This window comes from Thalassospira sp. UBA1131, assembly GCF_002311515.1.
Taxonomy (GTDB): domain Bacteria; phylum Pseudomonadota; class Alphaproteobacteria; order Rhodospirillales; family Thalassospiraceae; genus Thalassospira.
Window position 1 is genome coordinate 1 of the sequence record NZ_DCAO01000086.1, and the last position, 22,569, is coordinate 22,569.

Consider the following 22,569-nt stretch of genomic DNA (forward strand, 5'->3'; position numbering starts at 1 on the left):
CAAGACGGCAGAGAAAAACATGCTGCCGATGCAAGATGGTGATGTGCCCGCGACTTACGCCGATGTTGATGCGTTGACCGATGCCGTTGGCTTCAAGCCGGCTACCTCGATTGAAACCGGTATCGGCAATTTTGTTGAGTGGTATCGCGCTTTCTACGGCTAGAGCGCGCGACTTTCCTTAATATCCAGACAAATAAACACCATGTAGGCTCGCATCACTTTGATGCGGGCTTGCAAACATTGTTCTGAAATGTACTTGGAAAATGGTGCTGCTGGGGAGATTTGAACTCCCGGCCTCTCCCTTACCAAGGGAGTGCTCTACCCCTGAGCTACAGCAGCCCGATAAACAGGCTGGACCGGTGGGCAATGGTGCTGCTGGGGAGATTTGAACTCCCGGCCTCTCCCTTACCAAGGGAGTGCTCTACCCCTGAGCTACAGCAGCATGAGCCCTTGCGGTGCGGGCGGGTTATAGGCCACGTATCTGTAATTGGTCAAGCCTGAATTATGCGAAGTTTTTCGATTGTTCCCGTCGCAGGCCTTTTCGCCCTGTTTTCGTCAAGATCGGCTGTAATTTTTCGCACGCTGTTTTATAACAGGCCAATCGCTCAAACCCGCATAAATCTGACGGAACTTTGATTGCATCATGACAGCCAAAAAATCTGACATGCGTCCGGCCGTAAACGAGGAACGTTTAAAACGCGAAGCCGAAGCCCTGCGTGCCAATCTGGCCAAGCGCAAGCAACAGCAACGCTCACGCAAAAGCGATCCACAAGGTCCAGCTACAGACGAAAAATCTGAGGACTGATCACACGCGTCATTTTTCGCCTTCGCCTTGATGGGCGCATGCATCGTTTGGTTGATCTTGAGGCCAGCGGGCGGGTAAAACCGTGGGTGCTGAACGTGGTTTGGATTTTCGCAAAAACAGGGGTGGCACTATGTCGGTAAGACCGGATCACTGGATACGCCAGATGGCGCAGGAAAAAGGCATGATCGAACCGTTTGTCGACGGTTTCAGGCGCGACGGTGTGATTTCCTATGGTGTCAGTTCATACGGCTATGACGCCCGCGTCGCCGACGAGTTCAAGATTTTCACCAATGTCGACTCGGCCATCGTCGATCCAAAGGAATTTTCCGATGACGGGTTTGTCAATCGCCAGACCGACGTCTGCGTGATCCCGCCCAACAGTTTCGCGCTTGCGCGCACCGTGGAGTATTTCCGCATCCCGCGCGACACGCTGGTGATCTGTCTTGGGAAATCGACCTATGCCCGGTGCGGCATCATCGTCAATGTCACGCCGCTTGAACCCGAATGGGAAGGGCATGTGACCCTTGAATTTTCCAACACCACACCGCTTCCAGCGCGCATTTATGCCAATGAAGGGGCGTGTCAGTTCATTTTCCTTAAGGCGGAAAGTGAATGCGATACCTCCTATGCGGATCGCGCAGGGAAATATATGGGCCAAAAAGGTGTCACATTGCCGCGCCTGTGATAAAGGGGTGGCAACAATCTGGTGGTGATACGCCAAGACACGCGTTCGCTGCGCCATCGCGCGCAGTACAAAGAGGACTGAATGGACAAGATCAAGATTTCCGGTGGTCGCCGGCTGCAGGGCAAAATTGCAATCGGCGGTGCCAAAAACGCGGCTTTGCCATTGATGGCAGCAGCCCTTCTGACAGATGAAACCCTGACCCTTTCGAACCTGCCGCATCTGGCAGATATCACATCGATGGCCAACCTTCTGGCCCAGCATGGTGTCGCGTTGCATCTGAACGGGCATGCGCCCAATGGTGGCCATACCGGTCGCGTTCTTGAAATGACCGCCAAGGAAATCACCTCGACCACGGCACCCTATGATCTGGTGCGCAAGATGCGTGCATCTGTCCTGGTGCTTGGTCCGATTGTCGCGCGATGTGGTGTTGCCCGTGTGTCGCTTCCTGGCGGGTGTGCGATTGGCAACCGACCGGTTGACCTGCATCTTAAGGCTCTGGAAGCCATGGGGGCTGAAATCCACCTGACCGAGGGCTACATCGAAGCCCGCGCACCCGACGGCCTGAAAGGCGGACATGTTCTGTTCCCGCAGGTTTCGGTAGGAGCGACGGAAAACACGCTGATGGCCGCATCGCTAGCCGACGGTGTCGTCACCATTGCCAATGCCGCGCGCGAACCCGAAGTGTCTGATCTGGCCCACTGCCTTGTTGCCATGGGGGCCGAGATCGAAGGTATCGGAACCGATACCCTCAAAGTCACCGGCAAGCCGCGCCTGCATGGTGCGGAATATTCGGTCGTGCCGGATCGCATCGAAACCGGGACCTATGCGATTGCCGCCGCCATCACCGGTGGCGAGATCGAACTGACCGGAACCCGTATGGAATTGATTGACAGCCTTGTTGATGCGATGCGCGCAGCCGGGGTCGAGGTTGAAGAAACCGAAGATGGCCTTAAGGTGCGCGGCAACCGTGCGACGCTTAAGGGTGTTGACGTGATGACCGAACCCTATCCGGGCTTCCCGACCGATATGCAGGCCCAGTTCATGGCGTTGATGTCGGTGGCCAACGGTGCGTCAATGATCACCGAAACCATTTTCGAAAACCGTTTCATGCACGTACCGGAACTCAGCCGCATGGGCGCTGATGTCAACGTGCATGGTCGTTCGGCGATTGTACGCGGCAGTGCAAAGCTTTCGGGGGCTGAAGTCATGGCAACCGATCTGCGTGCCTCGGTCTCGATGGTGCTTGCAGGCTTGGCAGCCGAGGGCGAGACGGTTATTAACCGTGTCTACCATCTGGACCGCGGTTATGAGCGGCTTGAAGAAAAACTGAGCTCCTGCGGGGCGCAGATCGAACGTGTCCGGGTTCCTGCCTGATATCAAGGCTTCCGGATAACTGAAAAACGCGTAAGGCGACTGATTGATGAGTGACGAAAAGTTGGTGCTTGCCCTGCCAAAGGGGCGCATTCTTGACGAGGTGATGCCACTGGTGCGATCCGCCGGGATCGAACCCGAAGCGGCATTTGACGATCCGAAATCCCGTGCGCTTCGTTTCACCACCAACCATCCGCATATCGATATCATCCGTGTGCGCAGCTTTGATGTTGCAACCTTTGTCGCCTTTGGCGCGGCCCATATCGGTGTCTGCGGCAATGACGTCCTGATGGAATTTGATTATCCGGATATCTATGCGCCGCTGGATCTTAATATCGGGCATTGCCGGATCGCCGTTGCCGAACCCGAAGAAATGATCGAAGGCGATGATCCGTCGCGTTGGTCGCATGTCCGGGTCGCGACCAAATATCCCAACATCACCCGCACCCATTTTGCCAAACGGGGCGTGCAGGCCGAATGCATCAAGCTGAACGGCGCGATGGAACTGGCGCCAACACTTGGTCTGTGCCGCCGTATCGTCGACCTTGTGTCGACGGGCAACACGCTTAAGGCCAATGGCCTGCGTGAAATCGAACATGTCGCGGATGTGACGTCGCGTCTGATCGTCAACCGTGCCGCGCTGAAAACCCGCCCGACCGATATCCAGCCCTGGATCGACCGTTTTTCCGAGGTGCTCAATGCCGCTTAAGCTTTCGATTACTGACGCCAGCTTCGAAGAAGATTTCGTCAAGCTTCTGGGCATGAAGCGCGAATCGGATGCCGATGTTGATGCGGCTGTTGCCGATATTATCGCCGATGTCCGCAATCGCGGTGACGAAGCCGTTTGTGACTACACCAACCGCTTTGATCGCCTTGGTATCGATGCGTCCGGCATGGCGGTGAGCGCGGCCGAGGTCGATGCGGCGGTTGCCGACATTGACGCAGACCTTCTCAAATCGCTGGAATTGGCGGCAAAGCGCATTCGTGCCTACCACGAAAAGCAGATGCCGACTGATGAACGCTATACCGATGAAAGCGGTGTTGAGCTTGGCTGGCGCTGGCGTGCAGTTTCGGCCGCCGGTCTTTATGTGCCGGGCGGTCTGGCATCCTATCCGTCATCGGTTCTGATGAATGCCATTCCGGCCAAGGTTGCCGGTGTGGAGCGCCTTGTCATGGTGGTGCCGACCCCGGACAATAAAATGAACCCGCTGGTTCTGGCTGCGGCCCGAATTGCCGGTGTTGACGAGATTTACCGCATTGGCGGGGCGCAGGCGATTGCGGCCCTTGCTTATGGCACCGAAACCATCAAGCCTGTCGACAAGATCGTCGGTCCAGGCAACGCGTTTGTTGCCGCGGCCAAGCGCCGGGTGTTTGGTCAGGTCGGCATTGATATGATTGCCGGCCCGTCTGAAATTCTGGTGGTTGCCGATGGCAGCAATGATCCAAGCTGGGTGGCAGCAGATCTGTTGTCGCAGGCCGAACATGACCCGGTCGCGCAATCGATCCTGATCACCGATGATGCAGGCTTCGCTGATCAGGTGCAGGTGGCGATTGATGCCCATCTGGAAAAACTGCCGCGCGCAGAAATCGCCGGGGCAAGCTGGCGCGACTTTGGTGCAATTGTTTTGGTCGAAAATCTGTCGCAGGCTCCGGCCCTTGTGGATCGGATCGCACCGGAACATCTGGAATTGGCGGTCGACGACCCGGACGCACTGGCAGAAGACATTCACCATGCTGGCGCGATTTTCCTGGGTCGTTATACCCCTGAGGCCATCGGCGATTATGTTGCCGGCCCGAACCATGTGCTGCCGACGGCCCGCTCGGCGCGTTTCTCGTCCGGCCTTGGGGTTCTGGACTTCATCAAGCGTTCGTCGCTGATCAAGTGCACACCCGAAAGTCTGGCAAAAATCGGCCCGGCGGCAATCGCCCTTGCAGAAAGCGAAGGTCTGCAGGCACATGGACTTTCGGTAGCGATCCGTTCAAACCAGATGTAAGCTGTTGCAATGCAGCGTGTGAAGGGACCGGAGCGAGAGAGCCATGGCAGAAAACCAGTGTATTGCCGGTATCTATCTTGACGAGAAATACAAGGTAAGACGCCGTCCTGAGGTCGAGCATGAGCAGGCGGTGGCGATCTATGACCTTCTGGAAGAAAACCATTTCGAACCTGCTGGCGGTTTCGAAGGTCCGTATTCGGTTCATATGCGCATCGAAGAAAACCGCATCTATATGGATGTGCGCGGCGATGATGATACCGAAAACCTCACAACCATTCCCGTGCCGCTGTCGCCGTTCCGCCGGATCGTCAAAGACTATTTCATGATCTGCGAAAGCTATTATGACGCCATCAAAAAGGCCAGTGCCGCCCAGATCGAAACCATCGATATGGCGAGGCGCGGCCTTCACAACGAGGGCTCCGAGCAATTGCGAGAGCTTCTGGCCGACAAGGTGACGATTGATGAAAATACCGCGCGTCGCCTGTTTACGTTGATTTGTGTTCTTCACATCCGGGGTTAAGGCACGGTGGCAGAAGAACTCCCCGGCTCGGTTCTTTTTGCCTGCAGCTATAATGCCGTGCGTTCGGTGATGGCTGCTGCCTTGATGCGTCACTACCACGGAACCCGCATCTATGTTGAAAGTTGCGGGGTGCGTGCCGGTGAGCTTGATGGCTTTGCCGTCGCGGTGATGGAGGAAATCGGTCTTGATATTTCCTCATACAATTCCAAAACCTTTGATCAGCTTGAAGACGGCTTCTTTGATCTGATCATCACCATGTCTCCTGAGGCCCAGCACCGTGCGGTCGAAATGACCCGCACCATGGCGTGTGATGTGGAATTCTGGAATACCTTTGATGCGACAATCGTCGAAGGGTCGCGCGAAATTCGCCTTGAGGCTTACCGACAGGTGCGTGACCAGATCAAGAAACGCATTCTTGATCGGTTCCCCGTCGGTCCTGCACCCACCATGTGATTGCCTGGCTTAATCCGCGCTGCTGAGGGCTTCGAACGCAGCACCATCAAGCACATAGATCTTCTCATCCTCAGCATGGCGCATACCAAGTTTTTCGTAAAACCGTTGGCCGATCATGTTTTCCGCATCGACAGACAATCGGATATAGGACTTGCCGTGTGCGCGGGCATGTTTGGCGACCGCAGCCACCAGGCGTTTGGCAAAACCGCCGCCGCGATGGCTTGGTGCGACATAAAGATCCTGAATATAAAGCCCGGGCCGTCCGCGAAATGTCGAATAGCTTGGGAAAAACAGGCACATGGCAACCGGTGTGTCATCGGCAATCGCAATCAGCGCGTCAAACGCACGGTCTTTGCCAAAGCCATCCCGCGCCAGATCTTCGGGCGTGCTTGCAATTTTATCCGCACATCCCGTTGCCTGGCCGATTTCGCAAATCATGGCATGGAGTGCCGGTGCGTCATCGCGTTCTGCAAGGCGTATTTCAATGGTATGAGGATTGGTCATGCGGGGGCTTTCATGAAAGGCCGGAAAGATAGCGGCATCTTAGGGCGCATACCGGCATTCGAAAAGGGCCGAGCCGGTTCTTTTCGCGCAATCCTTATTCCGTACAGTTTGATAGCACAGATACGTCGCCATTCGTTTAACGCAGTGCTGTAACGCCACGCCTGACACGTGAAAGGACTTGACCTTTTGCCCGGTTCAGAGCAGTTTGCCGCCCACCGGTATTTTGATATTGCAATACGAAAGCTAGGAGTCACATGGCTAAAGAAGACGTTATCGAGTTTCAGGGCACTGTCGTTGAACTTCTGCCCAATGCGATGTTTCGCGTGAAGCTGGACAATGACCACGAAATCCTTGCCCACACCTCGGGCAAAATGCGCAAGAACCGTATCCGCGTTCTCGCCGGTGACCGTGTCAGCGTCGAAATGACCCCTTATGACCTGACCAAAGGTCGTATTACCTTCCGTTTCAAGTAATCTGAAACCACGACCAAGCGCAAATTGACCTTGTCTGGCGGGGCGTTTACCCTTGCCGTCAGGGTGCATTTTGCTGCCTGCATCGAAATGTGAGCATTCATCACATTTCTGGTCGGAATGGTCTGGGACGGATATCCGGGAGCCACATCTTGTCGAAACTGATATTGGCATCTGCATCGCCGCGCCGTCTTGAGCTGCTTGCGCAGATCGGAATTGTGCCAGATCAGGTCGTTCCCGCAGATATCGATGAAACACCCATGCGCGATGAAAGTCCGCGTCGGCTGGCGCTTCGCCTTGCCGAAGAAAAGGCGCGTTTTGTTGCCAAATCCAACGGCGGGGCCTTTGTGCTTGCCGCGGATACGGTTGTTGCCTGTGGCCGGCGTGCCCTGGGCAAAGCCGAAGACGCGGCTGAGGCACGCAAGTTCCTTGAACTGCTTTCCGGGCGTCGCCACCGTGTTTATGGGGGTATGTGTGTTATTGCCCCGGACGGGACCGAACGATCGCGCGTGATAGAAACACAGGTGAAATTCCGAACCCTTGGTTCCGATGACCTGAAACGTTATCTTTCCCATGACGAGTGGCAGGGCAAGGCGGGCGCCTATGCCATTCAGGGCTTTGCCGCGACCTTTGTGAAGGCGATCTCGGGATCGTACTCCAACGTTGTCGGGCTGTCGCTGTGCGAGGTGGACGGTCTTTTGCGCGGTCTTGGCTATCACCCCAAAGAGGTTTGATCATGGCAGTTGGCGGCACCCATAACTCCCGCCTGCTGATTGATGCCGTTGCGCTTGAACGCAGGGTGGCCATGATCGAAAATGACCGCCTGACGCGTTTGTGGATTGATCGCGGCGGTCCCGCACGATTTGATATCCATCTTGGCCGTGTTTCCAAAATGATGCCCGAAATGGCCGCCGCCATGGTGGCGCTTGACGGGCTGCCTGACGGGCTTTTGCCGTTTGATCGCTATAACGGCCCGCTGCATGAAGGGCAGTGGGTTCTGGTGCAGATCTCCCGCCTTGGTTTTGACGACAAGGGTGTCAAGCTTACCGGGCGGATCGCGATTGAAGGTGTTGGTATGATCCTGCGACCGGGGGCCAACCATATTGAATTGCCGCGCAAGCTTAAGGACGGGGACCGGCGTACCGAACTGCATGACTTGCTAAGCTCTCTTCAGGCCGGTCAGGACGGCATCATGCTGCGTTCCGTCGCACTCGACTGGACGCGTGATGCCATCACCGCCGAATACAAACTTCTGAAATCACAATTGCAAAAGGCCGAAAAGGCCCTGTCCGAGGCATCGAAGCCACAACTGGTCAGCAAGGCGCAATCAGAAACCGATCAGGTGATCGAACGGCATCTGATGGCGGGCGGCGCATGCGTTGTCGATGGCACAAACGAATTCGTGCGGTTGCGTGGATTGCTGACGATGCTGGGTAAGTCGGATGACAATCTTGCGCGTCATGTCGGCAGCCGACTGTTATTCAACGATCAGGATATCGAAGACGAAATTGCCGCTGCCTTGGCGACGCGTGTCGAGTTGCAAGGCGGCGCCTGGATTGCGATTGATCCGGCAACCGCACTTTGTGCCATTGACGTCAATGGCGCCGGGGCAGATGCCGGGCGTGATAGCGAAACCCGTGCGGTCGAGGTCAACCTTCGGGCCGCAGCCGAAATCGTGCATCAAATCCGCCTTCGCAACATCGGTGGTCTTGTGGTGATTGATCCGCTTCGCATGAAATCGCGGGCAGGGCGTGACAAGTTCGATGCCGCAATCCGTGATGCCTTTGGCAGTGAACTTGATGGCGCGGTTCAGATTGGTGGCTTTACGCGATTGGGTCTTTATGAATTCAGTCGCCAGCGGGCGGGCGAATCGCTTCGTGCCACCTTGTTTGCCAAACAGGAACGCGCCCATCTTTTGCGCGATGCTGCGCTGAATGCCGTTGTACGCGCCGTTGTTGCCGAAAGTCGAAACGGGGTGACCGGGATGGTTAAACTGTGCGTAAACCCCGGTGTGGCGAAGGCACTTGCGGATCAGGCAGATGCGATCCAGATCCTGACAAATGCATTTGGGGGCACGCCGCAAATTGTCGCGGACCCGATCCTTGAAGACGATGCCTATCGGTTGGAGAAAAACCACCATGAATGAAAAAAAGATAACGAAAACAGCCAGCTCCGACTGCGTGGTTTGCGGCAAACCGGCTGATGAAAAATACACGCCGTTTTGCTCCAAACGCTGTGCGGATCTCGACCTTGGCAAATGGATGAATGAAAGCTACGCCATCCCCGCCGCCGAGCCGCCCGAGTATCTCGAAGACCTTGAAGATGAAGAAGAATTTTAATCCGACGCGTGATCGCAAAAAAAATGCGATTTGAGGCTGGACAAGCCCCAAAGGAGTTTGTATAACCCCGCTCGTTCCGCAGGGAACACTCCGGAAACGGAGACGAAAGTCGGATTTGCCCAGGTAGCTCAGTTGGTAGAGCAGTGGACTGAAAATCCGCGTGTCGGTGGTTCGAGTCCGCCCCTGGGCACCATCTTTCGGTAGCCAAAAAAACCCGGCCTTCTGGCCGGGTTTTTTGTTTTTCAGCTCATCTACCGGTCGATTTAATTCGGGATGGGCAGGTCAAACCCGACCTTCTCGCCGTTGATCGCATTGCCGAAGCCCAGAATGTTTCCCTGTTCGGTCAGCTGGAATTTTCCAGCAGCGTAGCTGTCATCCTGACAGATCAGTTCCCACCAGCCATGGGCAGGGGCCAGTCGATCATCGCGGACAAATTTGCCAAGGCAGGTCTGTGCGCCATAAACATCAAACATCCCGCCAAAGGCATTGGCCCGAACCCAGGTGTCATAGCGCGAAAACGGCCCGATACGTGACCAGTTGAGATTGATTTTGACCATGGTGTTGGTGCTATAGGGCACGGTCGATGCCGATTGTTTGGCCTGCCAGGCGTCATAGCTGATTTCAGGGGCGGTTGCGGTTGTTGTTGTTTTGCAGCCACTGATCAGCATGGCAATCCCCATGATCAGGGCGGTCTTGAAAGTGTGGCTACGGCTAAGCATCTTCGCCCTCTGGCAGATTGAATTTGAACAGACTGTAACTGACAAAACGCAATTCGCAAACGGTGCGAAACTGTTATCTATATATGACGGTGCAACCGTTCAGAATCGCCCTTGCATCAACGACTTGATCGGGCCTGTGTCAGGAGTGAATGCGTAAGGTATGTGCAAGCAATCAGTATCAAATGAACCTGATTGCCCCTATTTGTTTTCAAATGAAAACAGAGGGTTGTGCAAAATGCTGATCGGTCTTTTAAGGCTTGATTTTGGGGGCGTTTCTGCCTTTTGTTGCGAAAATCTTACATTCCGCTACCATCATTCCTGCTTCTTGTTTCAACCCGCTGAAACATAAAATTGGTTACTACTTGGTGGCGGAACAGCGCGACGCCGCGCTGTGACAATAACTCGCTTAGGGGAACCAGATGGCCGAGAAGCAGATCGAGATCGAACTTAAACTTCGCATCGATCCGAAACATGTCGCGCGTCTTAAAAACGCGCCGGTCCTGCGCGAGGTCAAGGAAGGTCGTCGTCTGGTGACCACGCACCTTGTCTCCATCTATCACGACACGCCGAAACTCTCGCTGGCTGAAAAGGGCCTGGCGGTCCGTTTGCGCAAGAAGGGCGCGAATGGTTGGGAGCAGACCATCAAGGCGACCAACGGCCTGCGCGAGGCGCTTCCCGAGCGTAATGAATGGACTGTCGAGCTTGAAGAAGGTGTTCTTGATCTTGACCGGTTTACCGACAAGGACGTCAAAAAGCTTCTGAAGAAGTTTGTGAAGAAAAAGAAGATCGACCGCATTTTCGAAAGCGACCTTAAACGCGGGGCGGTGGATCTGACCTATCGTGATGCGGTGATTGAGCTTGCCATTGATCAGGGTGTTGTCCGATCTGGCGAGAAGGAAGTGCCGATCTCCGAGGTGGAGTTCGAGCTCAAGGAAGGCCATCCGGCAGCCCTGTTTGACCTTGCACTTGAGCTGCAACGCACCGTGCCGCTGTTACTGAGCATGCGCTCCAAGGCGTCGCGCGGACGCGACCTCTATCTTGGCAATGGGCCGGGTGCCTATCGGGCGGCGGCAGTGCAACTGACCCCGGATATGTCGGCGGAAACCGCGTTTCGTGCCGTGATCGCGCAAGGGCTTCGCATGATCCTGAGCAACGAAGTCTGTGTGCGTCAGGACCTTGATATCGAAGGGTGTCACCAGATGCGGGTTGGCATGCGCCGCCTGCGTGTTGCCTTGAACCTGTTTAAGAAAAACCTGCCTGCGGGCGAGGCCGTGTTGCTGCGCCGGTTGTTGAAACTGTGCAGCAAGGGGCTTGATGGCCTGCGCGATTGGGATGTGTTCCTGACCGAAACACTGCCGATGATCGAGGAACGCTTCCCCGATCATGCGGGGGTGGCCGAACTGCGCAAGGCCGCTGAAAAGCAACGCGAAGCCGCCCTTGCAAACGCACGTCATATGCTCGATCAACCGGAATATGGACAGTTGCTTTTGCTGCTTGGCGCATGGGCAAGCTATTCGCGCTGGGCATCAGGTGCCAGTGCCGAGCAAATGAAGGCGATGGCAGCACCCGTGTCGGAAATGGCCGAACCGCTTTTGGAGCAGGCCTATAAACGGGTCACCAAACGCGGTGATCATGTTGCGGGTCTGACGACGCCGCAACTTCATGCGCTTCGTCTTGATGTGAAGCAGATGCGCTATGGGACCGAGTTCTTCGGGGCCATTTACGGGTCGAAAAAGGTCAAAAAGTTCCGCAGCAAACTGACGACGATGCAGGAAATCCTCGGCCAGCTTCAGGATGCGGCTGTTGCCGAGGCCCGTTTGATGGCACTCGCACCACAGCTTTCAAAAGACGGGATGCTTGCGGTCGGTCTGATATCGGGCTGGTTCGGGGCGCGCGCCGATCATCGTCTTGAGGGGATCGAAGACGCCATGCACGATTTCATTGATCAGAAGATATTTTGGAAATGAGGTTTCCCGGATTATTCCTTGATTGGGAATTCTTCGAGAATGTGTTTCGGTTGGTTATCCGCCCGATACTGGCATTATTCTTTACGTTTGAAGCGCCTGTGGCTCCTGACGATCAGATTGTAAGTCGGGCCACGCAGTTGAATATTGCAGAGGCATCCGGCAGAACAGTGACGTCTGTGAGCGAAATTGAACGCACAGGCATCTATAAGGACGCCGAGTTTGCCCAAAAATGGATACTGGATAATGGATGGGGGTATGTCCGTATCGGGTTCTGGGATGCAGGTATTCCAGCAGGGGCGGAACGCCTTGCTGTTTCAAGGAAGAACTTTGAAAGAAATACTGCAGTTCTGATTAAGCATAAAAAGCTTGTGAAGAAAGTCTCTCATCCAAATGGTGCCGAAGGAATGGTTGCCTTTGGCGACGGTGTAAACCACCAGCGCTGCTCCTTTGGCTTGGCTGTATTAGACCTTGATGGGTATCAAGGTTTCGACACGTTGATTGATACTGCGATATGCTCCGACGGCCCGTTAAAGCCAAACAGCGTTGAAAACCTGATCTGGTATCTAAAAATGGAACCGTGATCGGAGCATGCTCACGCAGCAGCCTGTTTCATATCCTGATAGGCGCTTAGAGCCCGCTCACGGCCTTCCTTGAGCCCAATTAAGGGTTCGGGGTAGGTTTTTCCCAACGTCACGTCAGCGGCCTTGAGGATGAGCGGGGAGGCTTCCCACGGTTTGTGGATATATTGTTCGGGCATGTCACGCAGTTCCGGTACCCATTGGCGGACATAGTCGCCCTTGGGATCAAATTTTTCGCCCTGAAGCATCGGGTTGAAAATGCGGAAATAGGGGGCAGCATCTGCCCCGCATCCGCCGATCCATTGCCATGAAAACGGATTGTTGGCCGGGCAGGCATCAACAAGCGTGTCGTCAAACCATGCCAGACCATCGCGCCAATGGATCAAAAGGTGCTTTACCAGGATCGAACCCACAATCATCCGAACCCGGTTATGCATATAGCCCGTGTGCCAAAGTTCTCGCATGCCGGCATCGACAATCGGAAAACCGGTTTGACCCTTTTGCCAGGCGCGAAGGCCCTTTGCGTCATCTGACCAGGGGAAATGCTTGAACTGGCCCTGAAGCGGGACAGAACGCAGATCGGTTGCGTGATACAGGATGTGATGGGCAAATTCCCGCCAGCCGAGTTCGGCGATGAATTTCGAGGCGGTCTTGCCCTTGCCGGGATTGGCATCGGCATAGTGGTTGGCGGCATGCCAGACCTGATAGGGGCTGATTTCACCAAAGCGCAAATGCGGGGAAAGTTCCGACGTTACCCGGCGGTCCGGGCGGTCGCGCAGATCGGCATAATCGGTAAGACGATCGTCAATAAAGTCAAACAGCTGGTCTTTCGCGCCCTGTTCGCCGGGGGTGAAACGCTCCTCAAGGCCGTCGGCCCAATTCACCGGTTTTGGCGACAGGTCAAAGTCGGTGATGTTGATTTGTCCATCAACCTCGCCCTTGAATAACGCAAGGCTTTCGGGGGCGGACTTTGGTTCGCGCGGGGCGGGGAGCTTCTGACAGGCGCGCCAGAACGGGCTATAGACCTTGAAATCTGTGCCTGATCCGGTTTTGACGTCCCACGGTTCAAACAAAAGATTGGCCTTGTGGCTTTCGCAGGTCAAGCCGTGGTCCTGAAGGGTTGCCTTGATGTCGGTATCGCGCTCGGTTGATGGCTTGTCATAAAGCCGGTTCCAGAACACCGCCTTGACCGATTTGTCACCGGCAATGGTTTCCAGAACGGTTTTTGCATCGCCAGAAAACAGGCGAAGGGCGCGATCAGATTTCGTATCGCCAAGATCGGCGATATTGCGGTTCAGCGCGGTCAGGCTTTTTTCAAGCCACCATTTCGTCGCGCCACCCAATTGATCTGAAATCACGTCATCCAGAATAAAAACCGGAAGGACAGCGCCGTCATTTTCCTTGGCCCATTTGACGGCTGCCAAAAGGGCCGGATTGTCCGCCAGTCGCAGGTCGTTTCGAAACCACATCACGGCGATCGGGCGTTCGGTCATCTGTCTTCCTGTGTTTTTTGGTGCATTTTGGGGGGATTGTAAGCCGGAGGGGAGAGAGCGTCACGACTGTGACAGCATCTAGAGGGAAGTCGTGCCGCTCTCTCTGGCTCGGGGTACATCAAGACTTACGTCTGATGGTTCTGACCAGTTCACTGAAACTTTCCGAAAGCACATCTTTTTTCCATCCGGCGAAACCAAGCACAAGACCGCGCACGGGTTCCGGCCCACTTTTTGACCGGGGATCGTGGAAATACGAAGACAGTGCACGACAATCAAGATCCGCCTTTACCAAGGCTTCCTGCATTTTAATATCGTCCTGATCGCCGATCAAACGGGCACAAAGATGTAATCCCCCGTCCGAGGGCATCACCGACAGGATATCGGATGCATCCGCCATAATCAGGTTTTTAAGGTGCGAACGTCGTTCGCCATAGCGCAGGCGCATCTTGCGCACGTGGCTGCCAAAATGCCCCTCGGCGAAAAAGGCGCCAAGGGCGGCCTGTGTTGTCGGCGCCGGGACGCCATCGGCAAAACCGCGAATGCCGCGAAAGGCCGGAACCAGTGCCGGTGGCAACACAAGGTAACCAAGCCGGATGCCTGGGAACAGTACGCGCGAAAACGTGCCGACATAGATCACCCGATTGTCGGTATCCAAGCCTTGCAGCGAAGAAAGTGGCGGCCCGTCATAGCGATACTCGCTGTCATAGTCATCCTCGACAATCCAGGCATCATTATCCTGCGCCCACTGCAAAAGGGCGAGGCGTCGGGCAAGTGAAAGCGTTGTGCCCAGCGGATAGTTCCGCGATGGCGTGGTGACCACAATCCGGGCCGGGGAGGGCGTTTGGGCAAGGCCTTCGATGTCGAGGCCATCCTCATCAACCGTAATTGGCTGAACCACAGCCCCACTTGCCGCCAGCACGCCCCGAATGCCTTCATAGCCCGGGTCTTCGGTGGCGATGATATCGCCGGGATCGACAAGGGCGCGTGCGGCAAGGTCAAGCGCCTGCTGCGCGCCCGAAACGATCATCACCTGATCGGCATTGCAATTCACCCCGCGCGATTGCCGAAGCCATTTGGCAATTTCAGAACGCAGCAGCGGCAATCCAAGCGGATCATCAGGAATGGTTAGATCAATATCGGGCGCCCGCCACGACCGGCGCAACAACCGCGCCCAAAGATCAAACGGAAAACCATCAAGATCCGGTGTCGCCGGGTTAAACGGACGGGCAATGCGAAAGCGCGGAAAGCGTCGCTGATAGGTCAGCATGCGCGTGGCACTTTGACTAAGCCGTATCGGGCGGTCATTTGCCGCCTGGGATTTTTTGTCCGGGCCTTGGTCGCCTGTTTGCATGTCCCGGTCGGGCAGGGTGCTGGCGACAAAGCTTCCGGCGCCGACCCGGGTTTCAAGATAGCCTTCCGATGTCAGCAGATCGAAACTGGTCACCACCGTGTTGCGCGAAATACCAAGTGATTTGGCCAAATCCCGACTGGCCGGCAGGCGTTCGCCGGGATGCAACCGGCCATCCAGAATAGCTGATCTGATCCCGTGATACAGGCGGCGATAGGCGGTGGTGCCACCATCATCGGCGGTATTGTCCGACTGGCTTGGATAAATCCAGCTGTAATCACTGCGCACCATCGCGACCCCGGTAAAAATTGGCTCTGTCACTTTTATTATAATGGACCTTTTGAAAAGTCCAATTTGATCCATGATCGGGCCAAATTCGACGCCTGATTTTTTGACGAAGAGGTCCCGCCATGTCTGATCAATACGAAATCCATCCCCACACCAAAGTCGTCCGGGGGCCCAACCGCGCCAGTTATGACCGTGATCAGGTGCATGGCATTATTGATGATGCCCTGATTTGCCATGTCGGAACCGTGGTCAATGGGCGCCCGGCCATGATCCCGACCGCCCATTGGCGGGTGGGGGAGCGGATCTATATCCATGGCGCGTCAAAGAACCGCATTCTGGCCGCGATCGCAGACGGGGCAGAAGCCTGTCTGTGCATCACGCATCTGGATGGTCTGGTGATGGCGCGTTCGGCGTTTCACCATTCGGCCAATTACCGTTCGGTGGTCATTTATGGCAAAGGAACAGTGGTGAGTGATGACGCCGAAAAGATGGAACATTCCCGACTGTTTACCGAAAAACTGGAGCCGGGGCGGTGGGATCACATCCGTCATCCCAACAAACAGGAACTCAAGGCAACCATGTTCCTGGGCTTTGATCTGGACCAGGTTTCGGCAAAGGTCCGTGCCGGGGATCCGGTCGATGATGATGAAGACTACGACTGGTCTGTCTGGGCCGGTGTCCTGCCGTGCGCAACGACGTGGGGCGCACCAGTGGACGATACGCGCATCAAGCCCGGGTTCGAAGGCAAAGGGTATCAACGCAGGTAAATGCAAAACAGGCTGGCAAATCTGCCAGCCTGTTTCTTTTGGTCTTTAAGGATGGTCAGCGCCGATCAGTCGGCCATGGCAGCGGCAATTTTCGCACCAAGGCGGGCATTGTTGCGCACAAGGGCGATGTTGGCTTCAAGGCTTTTGCCCTTGGTCAACTCGGTCACGCGGGCCAGAAGGAACGGGGTCACATCGCGCCCCTGAATGCCTTTTTCCTTGGCCTCGATAAGGGCATCTTCAATTGCCCCTTCGATGGCTTCGCGCGCCAGTGCCTTGTCGGCTTCTGGCGGGTTGCCAATGACGGCGCCACCTTCAAGGCCGAATTCCCATTTCGAACTCAGGAAAGCTGCAAGTTCTTCGGGGGTATCAAGGCGGAGCGGCGCCTTCTGACCGCTTTCGACCGAATAGAATGCCGGGAATTCATCGGTGCCATAGGCAATAACCGGCACGCCCAGCGTTTCAAGATGTTCAAGCGTTTTGGGGATATCAAGGATCGCCTTGGCCCCGGCACAAACAACCGCAACACTGGTTTTGCCAAGTTCGGTCAAATCGGCCGACACATCGAAATTACCGGCAAGGTCACGATGAACCCCGCCAATACCACCGGTGGCAAAGACGCGAATTCCGGCTTTTTCTGCCAGGATCATGGTTGCCGATACGGTGGTAGCACCATCAAGCTTTTTGGCAAGGCAATAGGGGATATCACGACGCGACAGTTTAAGAATGTCGGTTCCCTTGGCGAAATATTCCAGCTCTTCGGGCGACAGGCCGATTTTGCAACGACCGCCAATCACGGCGATGGTGGCCGGGATCGCACCGTTATCGCGCACATCCTGTTCAACCGCACGCGCGGTTTCAAGGTTCTGCGGATAGGGCATGCCATGGGAAATGATGGTTGATTCAAGGGCAACAACAGGCTTGCCTGCGGCAAAGGCCTCTGCGACCTCGGGGGCGATATCAATATAGTCCGACATTCCGATATGCTCATATCTGGTTTAAAGTTCAGGATCAGAACCCGTTAACTTGGTTGGAATGGTCAATCAGATTTGTGCGGATATGCGGAGCATAACCGTAGGAAGATATAAATCTTTCAAGGTTTTGCGACAAAATAGCCCGTGCAAATCCGATTGATCCTTAGGACAGCCGTTATATTGGCAACATCCTGCGTCACAGGTTTTGGCCGGGATCCAACCCGCCCTGCAACCTGTTTCTTGGATTTCGCGAATATAACGGCTGCCATTCCAATCAAATTAACGGGTTCTGATCCTTAGGCCAGAATTAAACAGATCGGCCTTTGAAATCCAGCGCAAAGCAGGGTGTTTTACGAATGGCTGCTGTGCGTGACGGGGGCAACCGATGCCATCGCGGCACGGCACCTGTGTCAGGCACTGCATTGTAAGTCTCTGATTTGGCGGCTATCGTAAACCTACCACCAACCCGTTCAAGGCCCATCTTAGAATGCATTCCAAGCCCACCCTGACAACCGGCCTCCTGATCTTTATGGCGGTCGGAAGCGGCCTGTCCGTTGCCAGTCTTTACTATGTTCAGCCATTGCTGGAACTGCTGGCCCGCGAATATGAGCTGAGTGAAACCAGTGCTGGCTTCTTGGTGACGGTGGCGCAGCTTGGCTATCTGACCGGGCTGATTGCCGTGGTGCCACTTGGTGATCACCATGAACGGCGCAAATTACTGACCGTGACTTCGGCCTTGACTGCGGTCGGGTTGCTGGCGATGGGGCTGGCACCGTCATTTTTGATGTTGGTGGTGTTTAGTATTTCGGTCGGGATCACCTGTGTCACCGCGCAAATCCTTGTGCCGTTGGCCGCCCACCTGGCGACGGATGATAAACGCGGGTCTGCGGTGGGGGCGGTGATGAGTGGCCTGTTGCTGGGCATTCTTCTGGCCCGGACTTTTTCGGGCATCATGGCGGAGCTTGCCGGATGGCGGTCGGTGTTTATTGCCGCCTCTGTCCTGATGGCGATTTATGCGGTGGCCTGTTACCGGATCATTCCGCATATCCCGCCGACGTCACATACCAGTTACCGCACGCTGTATCTTTCGATCCTGCATCTGTTTCGTGATGAACCGGTCCTGCGCCGCCGCAGCCTGATTGGCGGGCTGCAATATGCCGTGTTCGGGATTTTCTGGACCTCGATGGCGTTCATGCTGGTGCGCCAATATGGCATGTCCGAAGCGGTGATCGGGCTTTATGGCTTGATTGGTGCAATCGGCATTCTGACCGCCCGCATCGCCGGAAAGCTTGCCGACAGGGGGTGGGCACGGCTCAGCACCGGTGCTTTTCTGATGACCACCGTATCAAGCTGGGGGCTGCTGTATTGGGGGCAATGGTCACTGATTGCCTTTGCGCTTGGTGTGGTGCTGATCGATCTGGGCATTCAGGGCGCGCATATTTCCAATCAGAGCGAGGTGTATCGCCTGAACCCTGAGGCCCGCAGCCGTCTGACCACGGGCTATATGGCCAGTTATTTTCTCGGTGGTGCCTGTGGCTCCGCCAGTTCGGCCATTGCCTATGGCGCGGGTGGCTGGCCTGCCGTGGTGGTTCTTGGGGCCGGGGTGTCGGTCTTGTGTGTTGTGATCTGGGCCGGAACCGAATTGCGCTTTCCGGTCAAACAGATGAAACACGGTGGATAAGCCAAGCCCGAAATGCCCAAAGCAAAACGGCCGCCCCATCGGGACGGCCGTTTGCGCAAAAAAGGATCCAAGCGGTGCTTAGTTCTTTTCTTTGTCGACGAGCTGGTTTGCAGCAATCCACGGCATCATCGCGCGCAGTTTGGTACCAACTTCTTCGATTTCATGTTCAGCATGCAGACGACGGGTTGCCTTGAACATCGGCTGACCACAATGCATTTCCTGAACGAAGTCACGGACGAACTTGCCTTCCTGAATGTCGGTAAGAACTTCTTTCATGCGTTCTTTGACAGACGGATCGATCACGCGCGGGCCGGTGACATAGTCGCCGTATTCTGCGGTGTTGGAGATCGAGTAACGCATGTTGGCCATGCCGCCTTCATACATCAGGTCAACGATCAGCTTAACTTCGTGCAGGCACTCGAAATATGCCATTTCCGGCGCATAGCCAGCTTCGGTCAGGGTCTCGAATCCGTATTTGATCAGCTGGGTCAGACCGCCGCAAAGAACAGCCTGTTCGCCGAACAGGTCGGTTTCGCACTCTTCACGGAAGGTGGTTTCGATAACGCCCGAACGACCGCCACCGATTGCCGATGCATAGGACAGAGCAACTTCAAGCGCGTTGCCAGATGCGTTCTGTTCAATAGCTACGAGGCACGGAACACCGCCGCCACGCTTGTATTCGGAACGAACCGTGTGGCCAGGGCCTTTCGGTGCGATCATCATGACGTCAAGATCAGCGCGCGGCTCGATCAGGCCGAAATGAACGTTCAGACCGTGTGCGAACAGAAGAGCAGCACCCTGTTTCAGGTTGTCGCGCAGCTCATCAGCATAGATCGCAGCCTGATGCTCATCGGGGGTCAGCATCATGACAACGTCCGCCCAAGCAGCAGCTTCGGCCGGGGTCATGGTTTTCAGACCGGCAGCTTCGGCTTTCTTGCGCGAGCTGGAGCCTTCACGAAGACCAACAACAACTTCCTTAACGCCGGAATCATGGAGGTTCAGCGCATGGGCGTGGCCCTGCGAACCGTAACCAATGATGGCAACTTTTTTGGATTTGATCAGATTAACATCTGCATCGCGGTCGTAATAAACACGCATCTTTCGATACCTCTGGACGTTGGACCACGCTGATTTTCATGCGTGGCGGATGGTAATAATTATTATGGGGCAGGCCCCAATGCCGTACCCGATGCGGATCACCGGGCAGGGCAAACTCACATCGTCAGTGTGCCGCGCGAAATCGCTGCCACACCGGTACGCGAAATTTCCGAAAGCCCAAGCGGCTCCATCAATTTGATGAAGGCGTCGATTTTTTCAGGGCTGCCGATGATTTCATACACGAAGGAATTGTTGGTCGCATCCACTGCGCGTGCCTTGAAGATGTCGGCAATACGCAGGGATTCCACACGTTTTTCACCCGTTGCGATCACTTTGACCAGGGCCAGCTCGCGCTCGACACTTGGTCCGGCAAGGGTCAGGTCACTGACCTTGTGTACCGGAACAAGGCGCGAAAGCTGTGCCTTGATCTGTTCGATTACCATCGGGGTGCCCGAGGTAACCACGGTGATGCGCGACTGGTGGGCGTCGGCGTCGACTTCGGCAACGGTCAGGCTTTCAATGTTATAGCCACGACCGGAAAACAGCCCGATCACACGGGCCAGAACGCCGGACTCGTTATCCACCAGAACGGATATGGTGTGTTTCGAAATTTCGGTTTCTTTCACGGTTTCGCTCCGCTAGGGCTCGGTCGGGGCAGAACGTGCCGCCCGCGCCGGCCTTTTCATTTTGATGTGATGGGATCAATTCGCACAGATTGTTTGTGCGGATCAGACCAGAACCATCCCTTCGTCGGAATCAATGGCTTCGTCGCCGTTGGTTTCCTGCCCAAGCAGCATTTCATTATGCGGCTTGCCCGACGGAATCATCGGATAGCAGTTTTCCTTGTCATCGACAGCGACGTCCAAAATCACCGGACCATCAATTTCCAGCATCTTCTTGATCGCATCATCAAGATCAGCCGGGTTATTGCAGGTCATGCCGGTGAAGCCAAAGGCTTCGGACAGTTTGACGAAGTCGGGCAGGGTTTCGCTATAGCTTTCGGAATAGCGCGACCCGTGCAGAAGCTGCTGCCACTGGCGGACCATGCCCATATAACGGTTGTTCAGGATCACGGTTTTGATCGGCAGACGATACTGCGTCATCGTCGCGCATTCCTGAATGTTCATCATGATCGACGCATCACCGGTGAAGCACACAACCGTCGCATCCGGGTGGGCGACCTGAACGCCAAGGGCGGCCGGCATGCCATAGCCCATGGTGCCCAGACCACCGGACGTCATCCATTCATACGGATGTTCGAACCCGAAATGCTGGGCCGCCCACATCTGGTGCTGGCCAACATCGGTGGTGATATATGTCTTGCGATCACGGGTAAGCGCATGAACACGGCGGATAACGTGCTGCGGCTTGATAACGTCGGTCGGCTGTTTGTAGGACAGGCAGTGTTTGCTGCGCCAGCCTTCAATTTCTTTCCACCAGCTATCAAGTGCGTTGGCTTCGATCTTGTACTGCTTGGCTTTCCAGATCTTGATCATGTCTTCAAGAACATGGCCAACATCGCCAACGATCCCGATATCGACCGGAACGTTCTTGTTGATCGAGCTCTGATCAATATCGACCTGGATTTTCTGCGAGTTCGGCGCAAAGAAATCAAGGTTGCCGGTGACACGGTCATCGAAGCGTGCACCAATGGCGACCATGACATCGCAATCATGCATCGACATGTTTGCTTCGTAGGTGCCGTGCATGCCCAGCATGCCAAGATACTGCTTGTCGGACGCCGGATAAGCACCCAGACCCATCAGGGTCAGCGTGATCGGCGCACCGGTCATGCGGGTGAACTCGGTCAGAAGCTTGCAGGCCTGCATGCCGGAATTGATGACGCCGCCGCCGCAATACAGGATCGGCTTTTTCGCCGACGCCAGCATCTCCATGGCTTCTTCGATCTGGCTGCGTTCGCCCTTGACCACCGGGTTATAGGTGCGGTGCTGAACCTGTGCCGGTTCCAGATACGGTGCCTTGCCAACCAGAATGTCCTTGGGCAGGTCGATAACGACCGGGCCCGGACGGCCGCTTGAGGCGACGTGGAAGGCTTCGTGCATCGTGCGCGCCAGACGATCCGGATTTTTCACCAGATAGTTATGCTTGGTGCACGGGCGGGTAATGCCGGTGGTGTCGGCTTCCTGGAAGGCATCATTCCCGATCAGATGGGTCGGGACCTGGCCTGTCAGGCAGACAACTGGAATGGAATCCATCAACGCGTCGGTAAGGCCCGTAACGGCGTTTGTCGCACCCGGTCCCGAGGTCACCAGCACAACGCCGACCTTGCCGGTCGAGCGGGCGTAACCTTCAGCAGCGTGGACAGCAGCCTGTTCATGGCGCACGAGAACGTGACGAATCCGGTTCTGTTTAAATATCTCGTCATATAGCGGTAGGACAGCGCCGCCAGGATAGCCGAACACGACTTCCACACCCTGATCAGCAAGGGCCTGCAACACTACTTCCGAACCGCTTAAAATACGTTCTGCCATGATTTTCGAGCCTCTTTACTTAGCGA

Annotated in this window: 23 protein-coding genes and 3 tRNA genes; 16 read left to right on the top strand and 10 right to left on the bottom strand. The window is 55.6% G+C overall.

What is annotated here, in order from left to right; genetic code table 11:
- Positions 1-264: 264 nt before the first annotated feature.
- Together B3Z49_RS12835 and B3Z49_RS12840 are read right to left on the bottom strand one after the other, a co-directional pair.
- A tRNA-Thr gene (locus tag B3Z49_RS12835) sits at positions 265-339 on the bottom strand.
- Between the two features lie 28 nt (positions 340-367).
- Positions 368-442, bottom strand: a tRNA-Thr gene (locus B3Z49_RS12840).
- Positions 443-643: 201 nt separating this feature from the next.
- Between B3Z49_RS12840 and B3Z49_RS12845 the strand changes: the two genes are divergently transcribed.
- The 7 genes from B3Z49_RS12845 (at position 644) to B3Z49_RS12875 (ending at position 5,828) form a co-directional block, all read left to right on the top strand.
- Positions 644-805, top strand: coding sequence for a hypothetical protein (locus tag B3Z49_RS12845; RefSeq protein WP_165374899.1), 162 nt, complete (start codon positions 644-646; stop codon positions 803-805).
- Between the two features lie 130 nt (positions 806-935).
- Positions 936-1,490 carry a dCTP deaminase gene (gene dcd, locus B3Z49_RS12850; protein WP_296991467.1) on the top strand — a complete coding sequence of 185 codons (555 nt, stop codon included), beginning with the start codon at positions 936-938 and terminating at the stop codon, positions 1,488-1,490.
- An 81-nt stretch (positions 1,491-1,571) separates the two neighbouring features.
- Positions 1,572-2,864: a UDP-N-acetylglucosamine 1-carboxyvinyltransferase gene (gene murA, locus B3Z49_RS12855; RefSeq protein ID WP_008891764.1), complete on the top strand. Its 1,293-nt coding sequence runs from the start codon at positions 1,572-1,574 to the stop codon at positions 2,862-2,864.
- A 46-nt stretch (positions 2,865-2,910) separates the two neighbouring features.
- Positions 2,911-3,570, top strand: a complete 660-nt coding sequence (gene hisG, locus B3Z49_RS12860; protein ID WP_287445468.1) for an ATP phosphoribosyltransferase — start codon at positions 2,911-2,913, stop codon at positions 3,568-3,570.
- On the top strand, positions 3,560-4,855 hold the full coding sequence (hisD, locus tag B3Z49_RS12865; protein WP_296991470.1) for a histidinol dehydrogenase: 1,296 nt from the start codon (positions 3,560-3,562) through the stop codon (positions 4,853-4,855). The genes hisG and hisD overlap by 11 nt, the downstream gene beginning before the upstream one ends.
- A gap of 43 nt (positions 4,856-4,898) precedes the next feature.
- Positions 4,899-5,375, top strand: a complete 477-nt coding sequence (locus B3Z49_RS12870; RefSeq protein ID WP_008891761.1) for a UPF0262 family protein — start codon at positions 4,899-4,901, stop codon at positions 5,373-5,375.
- 6 nt (positions 5,376-5,381) lie between these two features.
- Complete coding sequence (locus tag B3Z49_RS12875; protein WP_008891760.1) at positions 5,382-5,828, top strand: arsenate reductase ArsC; 447 nt, start codon at positions 5,382-5,384, stop codon at positions 5,826-5,828.
- Positions 5,829-5,837: 9 nt separating this feature from the next.
- Here the strand turns inward: B3Z49_RS12875 and B3Z49_RS12880 are convergent, their stop codons facing one another.
- The gene (locus B3Z49_RS12880) at positions 5,838-6,332 is read right to left on the bottom strand and encodes a GNAT family N-acetyltransferase (RefSeq protein ID WP_296991477.1); all 495 of its coding nucleotides are present in this window, start codon (positions 6,330-6,332) and stop codon (positions 5,838-5,840) included.
- Between the two features lie 254 nt (positions 6,333-6,586).
- Between B3Z49_RS12880 and infA the strand changes: the two genes are divergently transcribed.
- From infA to B3Z49_RS12905, 5 genes are all read left to right on the top strand, one after another.
- Entirely contained in the window at positions 6,587-6,805 is a 219-nt protein-coding gene (infA, locus tag B3Z49_RS12885) for a translation initiation factor IF-1 (RefSeq protein WP_007092059.1), read from the top strand.
- A 149-nt stretch (positions 6,806-6,954) separates the two neighbouring features.
- On the top strand, positions 6,955-7,536 hold the full coding sequence (locus B3Z49_RS12890; protein WP_197145542.1) for a Maf family protein: 582 nt from the start codon (positions 6,955-6,957) through the stop codon (positions 7,534-7,536).
- A gap of 2 nt (positions 7,537-7,538) precedes the next feature.
- The gene (locus B3Z49_RS12895; RefSeq protein WP_296991502.1) at positions 7,539-8,948 is read left to right on the top strand and encodes a ribonuclease E/G; all 1,410 of its coding nucleotides are present in this window, start codon (positions 7,539-7,541) and stop codon (positions 8,946-8,948) included.
- Positions 8,941-9,141 (top strand): DNA gyrase inhibitor YacG, encoded by a 201-nt coding sequence (locus B3Z49_RS12900; protein WP_008891756.1) that lies wholly within the window; start codon positions 8,941-8,943, stop codon positions 9,139-9,141. The genes B3Z49_RS12895 and B3Z49_RS12900 overlap by 8 nt, the downstream gene beginning before the upstream one ends.
- 117 nt (positions 9,142-9,258) lie before the next feature.
- Positions 9,259-9,334 (top strand) — tRNA-Phe (locus B3Z49_RS12905).
- 70 nt (positions 9,335-9,404) lie between these two features.
- On the opposite strand, the gene B3Z49_RS12910 is transcribed toward B3Z49_RS12905, so the two are convergent.
- Complete coding sequence (locus B3Z49_RS12910; protein ID WP_296991507.1) at positions 9,405-9,860, bottom strand: hypothetical protein; 456 nt, start codon at positions 9,858-9,860, stop codon at positions 9,405-9,407.
- A 419-nt stretch (positions 9,861-10,279) separates the two neighbouring features.
- Here B3Z49_RS12910 and B3Z49_RS12915 point away from each other — a divergent pair, with 419 nt between their 5' ends.
- Positions 10,280-11,827 (top strand): CYTH and CHAD domain-containing protein, encoded by a 1,548-nt coding sequence (locus B3Z49_RS12915; protein WP_296991510.1) that lies wholly within the window; start codon positions 10,280-10,282, stop codon positions 11,825-11,827.
- Positions 11,824-12,408 (top strand): hypothetical protein, encoded by a 585-nt coding sequence (locus B3Z49_RS12920; protein WP_063088914.1) that lies wholly within the window; start codon positions 11,824-11,826, stop codon positions 12,406-12,408. The genes B3Z49_RS12915 and B3Z49_RS12920 overlap by 4 nt, the downstream gene beginning before the upstream one ends.
- Before the next feature lie 11 nt (positions 12,409-12,419).
- On the opposite strand, the gene B3Z49_RS12925 is transcribed toward B3Z49_RS12920, so the two are convergent.
- Entirely contained in the window at positions 12,420-13,898 is a 1,479-nt protein-coding gene (locus B3Z49_RS12925; RefSeq protein WP_296991514.1) for a cryptochrome/photolyase family protein, read from the bottom strand.
- 118 nt (positions 13,899-14,016) lie between these two features.
- Positions 14,017-15,567 carry a PLP-dependent aminotransferase family protein gene (locus B3Z49_RS12930; RefSeq protein ID WP_296991516.1) on the bottom strand — a complete coding sequence of 517 codons (1,551 nt, stop codon included), beginning with the start codon at positions 15,565-15,567 and terminating at the stop codon, positions 14,017-14,019.
- An 89-nt stretch (positions 15,568-15,656) separates the two neighbouring features.
- On the opposite strand from B3Z49_RS12930, the gene B3Z49_RS12935 reads away from it, so the two are divergent.
- Positions 15,657-16,301, top strand: coding sequence for a pyridoxamine 5'-phosphate oxidase family protein (locus tag B3Z49_RS12935; protein WP_296991518.1), 645 nt, complete (start codon positions 15,657-15,659; stop codon positions 16,299-16,301).
- Positions 16,302-16,366: 65 nt separating this feature from the next.
- Here B3Z49_RS12935 and B3Z49_RS12940 read toward each other — a convergent pair whose 3' ends face one another.
- Positions 16,367-17,275, bottom strand: coding sequence for a pseudouridine-5'-phosphate glycosidase (locus B3Z49_RS12940; protein ID WP_296991520.1), 909 nt, complete (start codon positions 17,273-17,275; stop codon positions 16,367-16,369).
- A gap of 484 nt (positions 17,276-17,759) precedes the next feature.
- On the opposite strand from B3Z49_RS12940, the gene B3Z49_RS12945 reads away from it, so the two are divergent.
- The gene (locus B3Z49_RS12945) at positions 17,760-18,953 is read left to right on the top strand and encodes an MFS transporter (RefSeq protein WP_296991523.1); all 1,194 of its coding nucleotides are present in this window, start codon (positions 17,760-17,762) and stop codon (positions 18,951-18,953) included.
- A 78-nt stretch (positions 18,954-19,031) separates the two neighbouring features.
- Here B3Z49_RS12945 and ilvC read toward each other — a convergent pair whose 3' ends face one another.
- From ilvC to B3Z49_RS12960, 3 genes are all read right to left on the bottom strand, one after another.
- Entirely contained in the window at positions 19,032-20,051 is a 1,020-nt protein-coding gene (gene ilvC / locus B3Z49_RS12950; RefSeq protein ID WP_008891746.1) for a ketol-acid reductoisomerase, read from the bottom strand.
- Between the two features lie 116 nt (positions 20,052-20,167).
- Positions 20,168-20,677: an acetolactate synthase small subunit gene (ilvN, locus tag B3Z49_RS12955; protein ID WP_008891745.1), complete on the bottom strand. Its 510-nt coding sequence runs from the start codon at positions 20,675-20,677 to the stop codon at positions 20,168-20,170.
- A 102-nt stretch (positions 20,678-20,779) separates the two neighbouring features.
- Positions 20,780-22,543, bottom strand: coding sequence for an acetolactate synthase 3 large subunit (locus B3Z49_RS12960; RefSeq protein WP_008891744.1), 1,764 nt, complete (start codon positions 22,541-22,543; stop codon positions 20,780-20,782).
- Positions 22,544-22,569: the final 26 nt, after the last annotated feature.